This is a genomic window from Luteolibacter yonseiensis, assembly GCF_016595465.1.
In the GTDB taxonomy this organism is placed as follows: domain Bacteria; phylum Verrucomicrobiota; class Verrucomicrobiia; order Verrucomicrobiales; family Akkermansiaceae; genus Luteolibacter; species Luteolibacter yonseiensis.
In genome coordinates this window covers 81,161-94,915 of sequence record NZ_JAENIK010000008.1, presented here as the reverse complement: position 1 = coordinate 94,915, position 13,755 = coordinate 81,161, and the positions used below count along the sequence as shown (strand labels likewise).

The window sequence follows — 13,755 nt, the reverse complement described above, 5'->3', positions numbered from 1 at the left end:
CGTGTTGTGGATCAGAGATGGGGTGCGTCCGGCTCACCTTCGAAACGGAGGATGATCTGCCCGGCGGTTTCGCGGAACTTGAGGATGAATTGAAAACGTTCCTCACACTCGGCCACCCGCTGGGGAGACAGCAGTTCCCAATTTTTCGTGCGGTCCCATTCTTCCGAGAGGGAAACGTGGCGGGCGATGCAGTGGTCCAGCACCTGGAGGTATTGGCGCATCTGCCGGGTGCCGAACTTGGGGGCCGGATTCCGGTGGTCGTTGAACATCAGCTCCAGGATGTTGCTGGCGGCGGCCGCCGCGGTGAGCGCGGGGCGCGGATCGTGCTCCTGCATGAGGCAGTAGCGGATCGTCTCCTCCGCCAGTTTCGCGGCGGACGGCGTGAGTTCGGGGCGGGTTCCAAGCTGGGGTTCCGTCAGGAAAAAATGCAGCGAATTGTAGTTCGCGTAGTGCGCCGGATCCAACTGGTAGGCGAAACGGAGCTTGTCCTCCACCTGGCGGCGCAGGTAGCGCTTGTGTGCGTCGCTCGCGGCTTTCGGGTTCGTGCGGACTTCCGAAGCGTCCTCCAGGGAGGTGAGCAGATTCTCCCAGCCGCTTTCCAAGGTCGCGGCCGGTTCCCGCACGGTTTTGTCGGCGGCTTCCGTGGAATGCCGGCGGCCGCCCCCATCCATCGCTCCATGGAAATAGGTGTCGATGGGCTCCTGCATCGCCATGGCGAAGACCTCGCCATAGGGGCTGCCGTTGATGCCGAGCGGGTTCAGCGGCGCATCCACCTCCGGATCCTCCACCAGCGCGCGCCCGGTAAATGTCCATGCCACCACGCCGATGCCGATGAGGCTGGCGGATATCGCGTGAGTGACGATGCGTGACATGAACGGGACGGATTCGCTGTGGTGGTGGGGGTAGGGGGATGGGGGGTTAAGCGGGGACTTTGGTGCGGAAGCAGAGCCGGGAAATGCCTGCGTTGACGAAGAGCACGCCCGCGAAATAGCAGGTCATGCTCCAGAAGGTGGCGACGGGGAGTGCGCCGGTTTTGAAATAAAGACGTTGGGTGAGATCGGCGAAGCGGTAGTGCGGCGAAAACATCCAGATGCCATGGAGGACCGGATTTGCCTCAAGCTTCAGCATGTTGTCGAGATAGCCGACGCCATACAGGCCGTACAGGGCGATGCCCAGCGTGACCGCGAATCCGGTGATGCCGCCGAAGCGCGAGGCAAGCGCCGTGGAGAGAGCCAGCAGCGGGCCCGTCACAAGAAGGAAAAGGGCGGTGTATTGGAGATTGAGCGTCCACCACATCCCCTGTTCCACCGGATCCGCGGGAGCGGCGGAGAACTGGCAGATGCCCGCGGTGATGATCGTGAGCGGGGCGACAAAGGTGAAGACGGCGAGCCAGATCTGGAACAACTGGCGTGTCGGAGAAAGACCGGTGGTTTGGAAATACTCGCCTATCCCGGTTTTCGCATTCGTCTCTCCCTGCTGGGCGGAGGTGAAAAGCCCCCAGAACAGCGTACAGATCCAGAGGGTGCCCCATGCGGCGAGAATCCGGGCCGGCTGGACAAGAAGCGGTTTTTCCGTGGCGCTGGAAATCAATGGCAGCGCGAAGGGCATGACCAGCACCGCAAACGCACAGACCGCCCAGGCTTTCCGCTGGAGAATCGTCGCAAGGGTGAGGCGGTACAGTCTCATGGTCGTCAGTTCATGAGATTCTTGAGACCCCGCCATGTCTGGCCGTTGTCGTTGAGGTATCTGCCCTTGTGGCTTTCGATCAGCAACGCGCTCGGCATTTCCATCGAGTCGTAGTCCGGGTGACAGCTTACGAGGCGCAGGACGTTTGAGGCGGAGTTTTTCCAGATTTCCTCAAACTCCTGACGGGCGAAGGCGTCGAGACCGCTGAACGGTTCGTCCAGAAGGAGGACGTTGCCACAACCGGGTTTCACGGAAAACTCGGCGACGATCAGGCTGGTTTTGCGACGGTTCCCTGTCGAAAGGCGGCCATATGGTTTTTTGACGTCCAGTTCGATGCGGCTGGCGAGTGCGAGGGCATCGGCGAGCCTGTCTTTCGGCAGGAGCGTCCGGAAAATCATCGAGGGCGTGATGCTCGCGTCGAACCTCAGGTCTTCGGGAAGATATTGCAGGAAACCATCGACCTTGAAACTCCCGGAGACAGGCTTCTGTGTCCCCGCCAAAGTCCTCAACAACGTGGTTTTTCCACGTCCATTGCGGGCGAGCAGGAAGTGTGTCCCGGCGGTGAGTTCCACCGCCTCGCCGAAGGTGGCAAGAGGTGTTCCATATCCTATCTCAAGACCGGAGTCGAGATGGATGGATGGCACTCGTGGGATCATTGTTGGGCTTTTGACCGGTTGGAAAAGTAGGTCTCTGGACTATCAGGACGGGTTAACTGTCGATTTCGCTAATCTGTCCAAGTATTATTACAATGTAGATCAGTTTGCAACCTTTTTTTGAACATTTTCGGAACTGGCACAGTTACATGGATTTCCGATTTCTGTTTGGGTTTAGTCGCTGAATCAGTGCGTGTTCTCCACGATTTCAGGGAAAAACCACAATGGGAGATAGGGGAAAGACTGATGATTTTGTAAAATTTGCAGGTCGGCTGCTCCGAAAAATTATCGGTTTTTTATTAATTTTTTGTTCCGAGTAACGCATTCTCAGCAAGTTCCGATGGGTGGTTGTTAGGTTTGCATCCATCGATCTAAAAATGAACATTTGGAGACTTTCCGGAAAACCCGATTTTGGAGAGTGGTGAGATAACAAATGCAACGGAACCGATGAGTCATCCGGACACGCCCACGATAGAGCCACACGAGTCCCACCCATCGCAGGGGCACATCCCGCTGGATGCGGTATGGGTGTATGGAGGATTCTTCATCCTATGTCTCTTCGAGCTGCTGGCGATCCTGGTCCTGAATGATTTCAAGTTCATCTACACGATGGACGATCCTTACATCCATCTGGCGGTGGCTGAGGAGATGATGCGGGGGCACTACGGGGTGAACGGTTCGGAATTCTGCGCTCCCTGTTCCAGCCCCATCTGGCCTTTCCTCATCGCGCCCTTGGCCCGCACGCCGGTGGGGGACCTTTTCCCGCTGGTCCTCAATCTTGTTTTCGGATTCCTGACTTGTCTGGTCGTTCTGCGCGGCCTCCGCAGGGCCTTTCCCGACGACGGTTCGCAATCCGCCCGTGCGGCGATGGCCTCGGTGATCCTGCTGGGCTGCAACGTCGTGGGGTTGGTTTTCACCGGCATGGAGCACAACCTCCAGGTGCTGGCGGCCGTGCTCCTGGTGGATGGGATGCTCCGGTTTTCAGCAACAGGCAAGGTGGGGAAATGGCTGGTCCTCGCCGCGGTCGCCGGGCCGCTGGTGCGGTATGAGAATCTCGCGCTCACTGCGGCCGCGTGCGGATTGCTGTTTCTGAAGGACCGGAAGGCGTTGGCGTTCGGGGTCGGATGCGCGGCGGTCGCGGGATTGGCGGCGTTTTCGGGATTTCTCGCCCTGCTGGGACTGCCGCTGATGCCCAGTTCGATCATTGCGAAATCCCACCTCACCACGGGAGGCAGCCGTTTGGGAGGAATTGCGGATGCCATCGGGCAGACGTTCACGGGGAACCGCGGGGTCCTTTTGTTGTTGATGGTCACGGCACTGGGCTGGTTGTCCGTCCGGAGAGGTTCGGAAAAAACGAAACACGCCGCGTTGTGTCTCGCGGGAGCAGGGGTGCTGCATGTGTGCTTTGGTGCCTACGGCTGGTACAATCGCTACGAATGCTATGTTTTCGCGTCCTTGCTATATGCGATCTTCGTCCTCGCCGGTGGTTTCGCCAGCGGTCTGGTGAGACGTTGGACAGGGGGCGAGATCCTGGTTACGGCGGTTCTCGGACTTGTGATTTCCTATCCTTACGTGGCCGGAATGTTCACGGTTCCTTTGGCCGCGAACAATATCTACGAGCAGCAGTTCCAGATGCACCGTTTCGTCACCGGCTGGTGGAAAAAGCCCGTCGCTGTCAATGACCTGGGTTGGGTGACCTATCGGAACGACGCCTATGTGCTGGATCTCTGGGGCCTGGCGTCCCATGACGCGTTGAACTTCCGCATGGCGAAAAAGGATCCTTCGTGGATGACCCGGGTGGCGGAGAAACACGATGCGGAGCTGGCCATTGTCTATGAAAGCTGGGTGCCCGGTCGTCAGATCGGCTGGATCAAGGTGGGCCAGCTTCATCTTTCCAGGGAGCGGGTGACTCCCGCCAGTCCGGTGGTGGCGTTTTTCGCGACCTCCCCGTCGGCCGTGGACGAGATCGACCGGCAGCTTGTCGATTTCCGCAAGACCCTGCCACCCGGCGTCGTGCTTGAGGCCCGTTCGGATCGGGAAAAGAAGACGCCTCGGGCGGGCGGGTGAGATCCGGTGCGCGTGGGACCGGCGTTTGCCGGAAGTTCGAGGTGATCCAGCGGGTTGGTTATCAGCTGATCGCAAATTCGGAGTTTTTCTGCGTGACGCGCCGGAGACGCCCGCTAGAACTCGCGCAGCGGAATATGGCGGGCAAACTTACCTATCAACAAGCAGGAGTGGACACGCGCAAGGCGGCGGCACTCGTCGGTGACATCGGCACTCACGTGCGCAGAACCCAGCAAACGCGCAAGTTGTGGGGAGCTTTCGGGCTTTTCGCCGCGTGTTATGACCTGAGTTCCTACAAGGAACCGGTCATGATGACCGGTTGCGACGGTGTCGGCACGAAACTGGAACTGCTCCTCGAGCACGATCTTCTCGAAACCGCCGGCAAGGACCTGGTGGCGATGAGCGTCAACGACATCCTCACCACCGGTGGCGACGCGCTGCTTTTCCTCGACTACATCGGCATCGCCGCGCTGCATGAGGAAAAAATCACCCGCCTCATTTCCGGCATGGCCGACTACCTCGAATCCTGTGACTGCATTCTGGCAGGTGGTGAGACGGCTGAAATGCCGGGCATCGTCCCTACCGACGTCATCGAACTTTCCGGTTTCTGCATCGGCTGCGCGGAAAAGCCCGATCTCATCGATCCCACCACGGTGGCCGTCGGCGATGTCCTCATCGGCTACGCTTCCGACAGCATCCACGCCAACGGCTGGTCGCTCGTCCGCCGCGTGCTCAACGAATTCCCCGGCGAGGTCACCGACGAGGAACTCCAGGCATGGCTCCAGCCGACCCGTCTCTATCATGACGTCACCCGCGATTTGAAAAAATCCGGAGTCAAGCCGAAGGCGATGTCCCACATCACCGGCGGCGGCCTCCCGGAAAACCTCGAGCGCCTCTTCCGCGGCATGGGCGCGGACCTCGAGATTCCGAAATGGAATCTCCCCGGCATCGAAAAACTTCTCTCGCACGTCGACGCGGAAGACCGCTTCCACACCTTCAACATGGGCATCGGTTGGGTCGCGATCGTCGCCGAGGCCGATGTCGAAACCGCCCTGAAAGCGGGCGACGGCGGAACCGTCATCGGACGAATGGTACCCGAAGAAGGGGTCCGCGTTTGCGTTATCGGCGAGTGAAGCTATCATCCACCCACGCATGAGCGACTTCCTCACCCACGAATGTGGCATCGCCGCTGTACGGCTCCGCAAACCGCTGGCTTATTATTACGACCGCTACGGCACCAACCTCTGGGGACTGAACAAGTTGTTCCTCCTCATGGAAAAACAGCGCAACCGGGGCCAGGACGGAACCGGCATCGGTTGTGTGAAGCTGGACATGCCCATCGGGCAACCCTACGTCCACCGCCGCCGGGGCGTGGAGCAGGACGCTCTTTCCGAGATTTTCCGCAAGGAAACCAAGAATTTCTACAAAATGTCCCGCAAGGGGCAGATGAACCACAAGGATCCGGAAAGTGTCAAAAAACACTTCGACTTCGGTGGTGAGATCCTCATCGGCCACCTGCGCTACGGCACCTCCGGCGAATTCGATGTCGGGTGTTGCCATCCCTATCTCCGCCGCAGCAACTGGCCGACCCGCACCCTGATGGTGATGGGGAATTTCAACATGACCAACGCCGGCGAGCTCAACGAGGTGCTCATCGACCGCGGCCAGCACCCGGTGTTCGGCACCGACACCCAGACGGTCCTCGAAGAAATCGGCTACCATCTCGACGAGCACCACACCGATCTCTACCGCCGCCTCCGTGACGAAGGCGTGCCCGGCGCCGAAATGCCGGCCCGCATCTCCGCGGCTCTCGATGTCCCGAAGCTCGTCGCGGAATCCGCCGCCGCCTGGGATGGTGGCTACGCCATCTGCGGTGTCATCGGAAACGGCGACATGTTCGTCATGCGCGACCCCCGCGGCATCCGCCCGTGCCACATGCTCGTCACGGACGAGGTCATCGCCTTCTCCTCGGAGAGGGTCCCGCTGATGACCGTGTTCGAAGCCGACGCCAGCGAGGTCAGGGCCGTCGATCCGGGTTCGATGATCACCATCAAGTCGGACGGCAGCATGTCCGACTCGGCATTCGCCCCGCCGCAGAAATACACTCCCTGTTCTTTCGAGAAAATCTACTTCTCGCGGGGCAACGATCCGCAGATCTACCGCGAGCGCAAGGCCATGGGGGCCGCGCTTGTCCCGCAGATCGTGAAATCCATCGGCGGCGCGTTCGACAAGTCCATCTTCTCCTTCATTCCGAACACCGCGGAAACCGCGTATTACGGCCTCATGGACGGCCTGCGCCTGTTCCGCCGCCAGGAAGTCCGTTCCTCCATCCTGCAGGCGTCCAAGGACGGCACTCTCACGGAGGACCTCGTGGACGACCTCATCCTCCGCAACTGGCCGAAAGGTGAGAAGGTCGCGCACAAGGACATCAAGATGCGCACCTTCATCTCGCAGGAAAAAGGCCGCGACCAGCTCGTTTCCCACGTTTACGACATCACCTATGGCGTCGTGAAAGCGGGCGATTTCCTCGTGGTTCTCGACGATTCGATCGTCCGCGGGACCACGCTCAAGCAGTCCATCCTGAAAATCCTCGCCCGCACCAAGCCGTCGAAGATCGTCGTTTGTTCGACCGCCCCGCAGATCCGCTACCCGGATTGTTACGGAATCGACATGTCGGAGCTTGGCAAGTTCATCGCCTTCAACGCGGCGGTGGCCCTCCAGCGCCGCGCGGGCCGGCAGTCGCTGTTGGACAAGATTTATGACGACTGCCAGCAGGAGCTCAAGCTTCCCGCCCACGAGCGCCGGAACCGCGTGCAGGCGGTCTACGCGGATTTCACCGACGACGAAATCTCCGCGGAGGTAAGCCGCATGGTTTACCCGGAAGGCATCGAATGGGGCGGCGAGGTGGAGGTGATTTTCCAAACCATCGACAACCTCCACGCTTCCATCAAGGGGCCGTGCGGCGATTGGTATTTCACCGGAAACTATCCCACCTCCGGAGGCTACTCCATGGTGAACCAGGCCTACCTTCATTGGTATGAAGGCGTGAACGGCCGCAGTTACGCGCTACCACTGTGAGACGACGGGAGGGACGTTCCATACGTCCCTGCCCCTTGGCCATGCCATATGTCTGCTATCCCCAAGGGAGGCGTCGGCCGGTTTCCGGCTTTTGGTGGATATTCAAAATACCTTGATTGTTAGAAATCCGAAATAAAGAATTTCGGACAGTTGGCATCCGTGTTCCAGCGGGGAGGTTTCCTTCGGCTGCGCGGTCTTCATGGTATGAAAATTTTCATCACAGGCATCACGGGCATGATCGGCGGCGAGGTCGCGCGGCTTGCCCGCTCGCAGGGGCACGAGGTTTATGGCATCGCCCGGTCAAGCGCCACCAGCCGGATGGCGGTGGTGGAGGAGGAAAACGTGCTTCGATGCGACATCCTCGATCGTGACGCATTGGAAAGACTGATCGCAAGGATCAAGCCGGACCTCGTCGTCCACATGGCGGCGCAGGCCTACAACGGCATCTCGTGGGACATGGAGGACATGACCCATCTCACCAACTACACGGGGACCCTCAACGTGCTCCGGGCTTGCAAGCTGCATGCTCCGCAGTCCAAGGTTTTGCTCGCCTGCTCCAGCGCCGCCTACGGCGATGTGAAACCGGAAGACACCCCCCTGGTGGAGGAGCGCCTGCTCAAGCCGATGACCCCCTATGGCGTGTCCAAGGCCGCGACCGAGGCCCTGGGCTACCAGTATTGGAAAAACTTCGGGTTGAAGGTTTTCCTGCCCCGTTTGTTCATCCACGTCGGTACCGGCCACCCTCCCGCCACCGCCATCCAGAATTTCGCCCGCCAGCTGGCGCTCATTTCACGAGGCCTGCTGCCACCTACGGTGCGTGTCGGGAACCTGACCTCCGCGAGGGATTTCGTGGACGTCCGGGACGGCGCGCGGGCGCTCATGCTGCTCGCGGAAAAAGGTGACCCGGGCGATCCCATCAACATCTGCACCGGCAAAGCCCACACCATCGGCGACCTGCTGGAGATGCTCATCCAGGCTTCCGGTCTCGATGTGGAGGTGCTTCCGGATCCGCAGCTCATGCGTCCTTCGGACGAGCCGCTCCTGCTGGGTGACAACTCCAAGTTGAAAAAACTCGGCTGGAGTCCAGATTACACGATGCGGGAGACCCTCTCCACCGTTTACCAGGACTGGCTTACAAGGATATGAACGCTTTCACCTCGGCCACCGTCATCCTACCCGTCCTGAACGAGACCTACTCCATGCGTGAGACGGTCCGGATCATCGAGGCCACGTGTGCGGAGGATGTCGGACAATATATTATCATGGTTTGCGAACGCACCAAGCCGGAGAGTCTGGCCATCTGCCGCGAGATCGCCGGGGAACTGGGTGAAAGGGCGTCGGTGAATTTCCAGACACTGCCCTTCGTCGGAGGGGCCTTCCGTGACGCGTTCGATCTCGTCCAAGGCTCGCACGTGGTCATGATGTCCTCGGACCTGGAGACCGACCCGGCCCTGGTCCGGACGATGATCCACGAGGCGAAACTGCATCCCGACTCCGTCACCACCGCCTCCCGCTGGATCAAGGGCGGTCACTTCGTCGGCTACAATCCGGTGAAGCTGCTGGCGAACAAGGTTTTTCAAATGATGTTCTCCCTGCTGTACGGGACCACCCTCACCGATCTCACCTACGCCTACCGGATTTTCCCGACTTCGCTGGTGCGGCGCATCCGTTGGGTGGAGCTGAAACATCCGTTTTTCCTGGAAACCGCGCTGAAGCCACTGCGTCTCGGCGTCCCCATCCGCGAGATTCCCGCCGTGTGGAAAGCGCGCACGGAGGGCGAGTCGGTGAATCCCTTCATGGCGAATTTCATCTACTTCAAGATCGCGCTCCGCACCCGCTTTTGCGACGAGAGCCACATCGTGCGGGCCAGCGCGATCATGGAAGCCGTTCCGTCATCCGGTGGTTGAGCCCCGCAACTGCCGCATGTGATCGCGGTAGGCGGCGGGCGGCATGCCCACGGTGGCGCGGAACTGCCGGGTCAGCGCCGTCTGGTCGCCATAGCCGCATGCGAGCGCGAGTTCGGCGATCGGCATGGTGGTTTTTCCCAACAGGTGCGCGGCATGTTCGATCCGGGCTTTCCTCACGAATTGTGCCGTGCTGAGGTGGAAAACGCGGCGCATCCTGCGGTCGAGCTGGGTGGGGGTGAGGTTGGCGATGTTTGCCAGCTCCGCTCCGCGCAGGTCTTCGTCGAGATGCTGGTGCACGTGATCCGCCACCTTGGCGATACCCGCCATTTCCGCATCTCCTTCGCGCGGCTCGCGCAGGTCCCGGGAAACGGAAGCGATGCCGATCACCTTCCCGCCGGAATCATGCAAAGGGATCTTCGTCGCCAGATACCAGCCCGCCGAGCCGTCGCTGTTGCTGATGAGTTCCAGCTCGTCGTTGACCTCGCCACCCGCGAGGACCAGCAGGTCCTGTTCGCGATACGTTTCGGCAAAGGCGGGGACGAAAAAGTCCTCCGCCCTTTTCCCGATCAGGCGGCGCGGGTCTTTCAGGCCGAGCCGGACGGCGAATGCCTGGTTCGCGGCGCGGTAGCGGAAGTCCGAGTCCTTGAGGCAGAAGACGACGTCGGGCAGCACGGCGAACAAGCGCTCGCAAAACCGCGGTGAGTCGATCCGCGCGATGAATTCCGTGTCGATCGCCACACCCGCAGCCAAATCTTTCCGGCCCCGTCCTGACAAGAATCAATTGGCCGCAGGTGGAATTGTGACCGAGCTTGCCGTGACTCGTGATGAAAACGGTCAAGACCCCCGTGCTAACCTGATTGGTATGACACCTGTTTCCATTCCTTCGGATCAAGACCTGCCGGAAGCCGCCATCACGCTTGCCGCGGAGCTGCTGGAAAAGGCCACCCGGAGCCAGCGTTGGAGCGAGAAATCCCAGGCGCGCCAGATGGCCCGCCTCATGAACGACATGGAGGGCAAGGCCTTCACCTTCGCCATGGCGGACCAGGTGTTCCGTGCGCCGACGGCATCGCGCGAGGCGAAGCGGTTCCGTGACCTGATCGAGGAATACGGCGAGCCCGCCTACCTGCCGCTCGCCGCACGCATCGCCATGCGGATGGGAGCGATCGCGTCAGTAGTGGTGCCGGAGGTCGTCATGCCGCTTGTCGCCGGGAAGATGCGGAGCGAGAGCGCCGCCGTGATCCTGCCTGCGGAAGAAGACAAGCTCCGCAAGCATCTGGCCGCACGTCGCAAGGCCGGGATGCGGATGAACCTCAACCAGCTCGGGGAAGCGGTGCTGGGCGAGGAAGAGGCCGGCAGACGCCTTGCCGCGAACCTCGCACGGCTCGGCGAGCCGGACATCGACTATATCTCGGTGAAAATCTCCGCGATCTTCAGCCAGATCCATCTCGTCGCCTGGCAGGAGACCCTTGCGGAAATCAAACACCGCCTGCGCCTGCTCTACCGTGCGGCGATGGCCAACCCCAAGCCGAAGTTCGTGAACCTCGACATGGAGGAATACCGCGACCTGCGGCTGACCTGCGACGCTTTCCGCGAGGTGCTGGATGAGGAAGAGTTCAAAAACCACGAAGCCGGAATCGTGCTCCAGGCCTACCTGCCGGACGCATGGCCGGTGCAGCGCGAGCTGAACGGGTGGGCCCGCCGCCGGGTGGATTCCGGTGGCGCGGGCATCAAGATCCGCATCGTGAAAGGTGCGAATCTCGCGATGGAGAAGGTGGATGCGGAGATCCACGACTGGCCGCTCGCACCGTATGGGACGAAGGCGGAGGTGGATGCGAATTTCAAGCGCATGCTCCACGAAGGCTGCCGCCCGGAAAACGCCCGTGTCGTGCGTCTCGGGGTGGCGAGCCACAACCTTTTCGATATCGCCTATGGCCTGCTCCTGCGCAAGCGCGAGGGAGTGGAGGCGCGGGTGGAGTTTGAGATGTTGGAGGGCATGGCGAACCACCAGGCCCGCGTGGTGAGGGATGCGGCGGATGGTCTCCTGCTTTACGCACCTGTGGTGAAACGCGAGGATTTCCATAGCGCCATCGCCTATCTGGTCCGGCGGCTTGATGAGAACACGTCACCGGAAAATTTTCTCCACGATCTGTTTGGCATGGAGTTCGGAGATGGCGGGTGGGAAAACCAGAAGTCCCGGTTTCTCACCGCCTGCGATGGCATCCGGTCAACTTCCTCGGGTCCCCGCCGGGTGCAGGACCGAAATACGGAAATCCGTCCGGTCCGTCCGTTGGACCTGCCATTCCACAACGAGCCGGATACCGACTGGTCGCTTCCCCATAACGTCTCGTGGATCCAATCACACGTGAGGAGCGCCGGCTTCGGCCGGCCCGGGGTCGATGCCCCGTTTGTCCCGCTCCAAATCGCGGGCGGATTCGTTGAGGGCGCGGCGCGTGTCCCGGCCAGCGATCCCTCACAACCGGATGTGAAGATCTACGAGCACGCCCTGGCCAGCCGGGAGCAGATCGAACTCGCATTGGCGACGGCGGTTGCGGCGCGGAGTTCGTGGCGGCAATCGGGATTTGAAGCGCGTGCGGGATTGCTGGCAAAGGCGGCCGCCGTGCTCGCCAGCCGCCGTGGAGAGGCGATCGCCGCGATGGTGGCGGATGCTGGGAAATCCGTGATGGAGGCGGACGCCGAGTTCAGCGAGGCCATCGATTTCGCCGACTACTATGCCCGTAGTTTTTCGGAGGAATGGTTCGATGGTTCCTCGTTCGAACCATTGGGAACGGTCCTCATCACCCCGCCGTGGAATTTCCCCTTCGCCATTCCCTGTGGCGGGGTCCTGGCGGCATTGGTCGCGGGGAACACCGTCATCCTCAAGCCCGCACCGGAAACGGTGCTCACCGCATGGGTCATGGTGAACGCCCTGTGGGACGCCGGAATCCCCCGCGAGGTCCTGCAATTCGTTCCCTGCCCGGATGATGAAACGGGCCGCGCTCTGGTGACGGATCCCCGGATCGGCGCGGTGGTCCTGACCGGTGCCTATGAAACGGCGCGGATGTTCCTAGGCTGGAAGCCCGGGCTGCGTTTGTTCGCGGAAACCTCCGGGAAAAACGCGCTCATCGTCACCGCCGCCGCGGATTCGGATCTCGCGATCAAGGATCTGGTGAAAAGCGCGTTCGGCCATGCGGGCCAGAAGTGCTCCGCCGCCTCCCTCGCCATTCTCGAAGCGGAGATCTACGACGATCCGGCGTTCCTCCGCCAGTTGAAGGATGCGGCGGAGTCGTTGCGGGTGGGGGGAACCGGGCATTTCGGAAGCATCGTCACTCCCGTCATCCGCGAGCCGGGAGCGGAGCTGCTCAAGGCTCTCACCACCTTGGACGAAGGGGAGGAATGGTTGCTGGAACCACGCATGGTGGATGGAAACCCCTGCCTGTGGTCGCCGGGGATCAAGCTCGGTGTCACTCCGGAAAGCTGGTTCCGCCGCACCGAGTGTTTTGGTCCCGTACTTGGCCTGGTAAGAGCGGATGATTTGAACGACGCCATCCGCATCCAGAACGATTCGGACTTCGCGCTGACAGGCGGCATCCATTCGCTGGATCCGGCGGAAGTGGAGAGATGGAAGGAGCGGGTGGAGGTGGGGAATGCCTACATCAACCGGCCGATCACCGGGGCCATCGTCCAACGCCAGCCATTCGGCGGTTGGAAGCGTTCGTGCTTCGGACCGGGTGCCAAAGCGGGCGGACCGAACTATGCCGCGCAGTTCGGAACATGGAGAAACCAGGGGCTGCCAACGCGGCGTCTCGCCGCAAGCGAATCCATCCGTGAATTGAGGGAGTGTTTTGTCGAAGCCGGAGCGGATGCCGGGGAACTGGCTGCGGCTGCCGAGAGCGATGCCCATTGGCTGGCGGCGGAGTTTTTGAAAGACCACGATCCGTCCGGATTGTCATGCGAGGCGAATGTCTTCCGCTACCGGCCGTTCGGACGCGTGCTTGTGCGTGCGTCGGCGGAAATGGACATGACTTCCTTGGGAAGAGTTCTGCTGGCGGCGGTGGCGTCCGGTGCGGAGGTGGATTTGTCGGTGCCGGAAGACTATCCGCTTTCAGGTTGGAAAAGGGCGTTCACACGGGAAGCGGAGGCCCGGCTGTGTGACAGGATGGCGATTGAAAGGTATGGAGTGATCCGGGCACCGGGAGCATCCGAGTCCCTGATTGAAGCCGCGGTGGCCGCCGGTTCACGCCTCGTGGCAAATGCTCCGGTGTTGAACGGTCGCATCGAAATGCTTCCCTATTTCCGTGAACAGGCGGTGTCCGAGACGCTGCACCGTCATGGTGCCGTCGTGGTGAGAGGCCATGGAATCTGATGCC

At 61.1% G+C, this 13,755-nt stretch carries 10 protein-coding genes; 6 read left to right on the top strand and 4 right to left on the bottom strand.

Annotation, left to right across the window (positions count from 1 at the left end; translation table 11 throughout):
- Positions 1–11: 11 nt before the first annotated feature.
- From JIN84_RS06660 to JIN84_RS06650, 3 genes are read right to left on the bottom strand one after another with little or no spacing between them, the layout of a single operon-like run.
- On the bottom strand, positions 12–872 hold the full coding sequence (locus JIN84_RS06660; RefSeq protein WP_200350252.1) for a hypothetical protein: 861 nt from the start codon (positions 870–872) through the stop codon (positions 12–14).
- A 46-nt stretch (positions 873–918) separates the two neighbouring features.
- Positions 919–1,686, bottom strand: a complete 768-nt coding sequence (locus JIN84_RS06655) for a hypothetical protein (protein ID WP_200350251.1) — start codon at positions 1,684–1,686, stop codon at positions 919–921.
- 5 nt (positions 1,687–1,691) lie between these two features.
- Complete coding sequence (locus JIN84_RS06650; RefSeq protein ID WP_200350250.1) at positions 1,692–2,330, bottom strand: ATP-binding cassette domain-containing protein; 639 nt, start codon at positions 2,328–2,330, stop codon at positions 1,692–1,694.
- Positions 2,331–2,786: 456 nt separating this feature from the next.
- On the opposite strand from JIN84_RS06650, the gene JIN84_RS06645 reads away from it, so the two are divergent.
- From JIN84_RS06645 to JIN84_RS06625, 5 genes are all read left to right on the top strand, one after another.
- Positions 2,787–4,406 (top strand): hypothetical protein, encoded by a 1,620-nt coding sequence (locus tag JIN84_RS06645; protein WP_200350249.1) that lies wholly within the window; start codon positions 2,787–2,789, stop codon positions 4,404–4,406.
- A gap of 134 nt (positions 4,407–4,540) precedes the next feature.
- The gene (gene purM / locus JIN84_RS06640; protein ID WP_200350248.1) at positions 4,541–5,536 is read left to right on the top strand and encodes a phosphoribosylformylglycinamidine cyclo-ligase; all 996 of its coding nucleotides are present in this window, start codon (positions 4,541–4,543) and stop codon (positions 5,534–5,536) included.
- A 19-nt stretch (positions 5,537–5,555) separates the two neighbouring features.
- The gene (locus tag JIN84_RS06635) at positions 5,556–7,481 is read left to right on the top strand and encodes an amidophosphoribosyltransferase (protein ID WP_200350247.1); all 1,926 of its coding nucleotides are present in this window, start codon (positions 5,556–5,558) and stop codon (positions 7,479–7,481) included.
- Positions 7,482–7,685: 204 nt separating this feature from the next.
- Positions 7,686–8,627 (top strand): GDP-mannose 4,6-dehydratase, encoded by a 942-nt coding sequence (locus JIN84_RS06630; RefSeq protein ID WP_200350246.1) that lies wholly within the window; start codon positions 7,686–7,688, stop codon positions 8,625–8,627.
- A complete protein-coding gene (locus JIN84_RS06625) occupies positions 8,624–9,388 on the top strand; it encodes a glycosyltransferase family 2 protein (protein ID WP_200350245.1) in 765 nt (254 codons plus the stop codon). The genes JIN84_RS06630 and JIN84_RS06625 overlap by 4 nt, the downstream gene beginning before the upstream one ends.
- On the opposite strand, the gene JIN84_RS06620 is transcribed toward JIN84_RS06625, so the two are convergent.
- Positions 9,374–10,126 (bottom strand): AraC family transcriptional regulator, encoded by a 753-nt coding sequence (locus JIN84_RS06620; RefSeq protein ID WP_200350244.1) that lies wholly within the window; start codon positions 10,124–10,126, stop codon positions 9,374–9,376. The two genes, JIN84_RS06625 and JIN84_RS06620, sit on opposite strands and share 15 nt — an antisense overlap.
- 124 nt (positions 10,127–10,250) lie before the next feature.
- Between JIN84_RS06620 and JIN84_RS06615 the strand changes: the two genes are divergently transcribed.
- On the top strand, positions 10,251–13,751 hold the full coding sequence (locus JIN84_RS06615; RefSeq protein ID WP_200350243.1) for a proline dehydrogenase family protein: 3,501 nt from the start codon (positions 10,251–10,253) through the stop codon (positions 13,749–13,751).
- Positions 13,752–13,755: the final 4 nt, after the last annotated feature.

What these genes read in the sequence shown, in the direction of transcription:
- JIN84_RS06615 (WP_200350243.1), top strand. Translation starts at nt 10,251, where the DNA reads ATGACACCTGTTTCCATTCCTTCGGATCAAGACCTGCCGGAAGCCGCC.
- purM (WP_200350248.1), top strand. Translation starts at nt 4,541, where the DNA reads ATGGCGGGCAAACTTACCTATCAACAAGCAGGAGTGGACACGCGCAAG.
- JIN84_RS06635 (WP_200350247.1), top strand. Translation starts at nt 5,556, where the DNA reads ATGAGCGACTTCCTCACCCACGAATGTGGCATCGCCGCTGTACGGCTC.
- JIN84_RS06625 (WP_200350245.1), top strand. Translation starts at nt 8,624, where the DNA reads ATGAACGCTTTCACCTCGGCCACCGTCATCCTACCCGTCCTGAACGAG.
- JIN84_RS06630 (WP_200350246.1), top strand. Translation starts at nt 7,686, where the DNA reads ATGAAAATTTTCATCACAGGCATCACGGGCATGATCGGCGGCGAGGTC.
- JIN84_RS06655 (WP_200350251.1), bottom strand. Translation starts at nt 1,686, where the DNA reads ATGAGACTGTACCGCCTCACCCTTGCGACGATTCTCCAGCGGAAAGCC.
- JIN84_RS06645 (WP_200350249.1), top strand. Translation starts at nt 2,787, where the DNA reads ATGAGTCATCCGGACACGCCCACGATAGAGCCACACGAGTCCCACCCA.
- JIN84_RS06660 (WP_200350252.1), bottom strand. Translation starts at nt 872, where the DNA reads ATGTCACGCATCGTCACTCACGCGATATCCGCCAGCCTCATCGGCATC.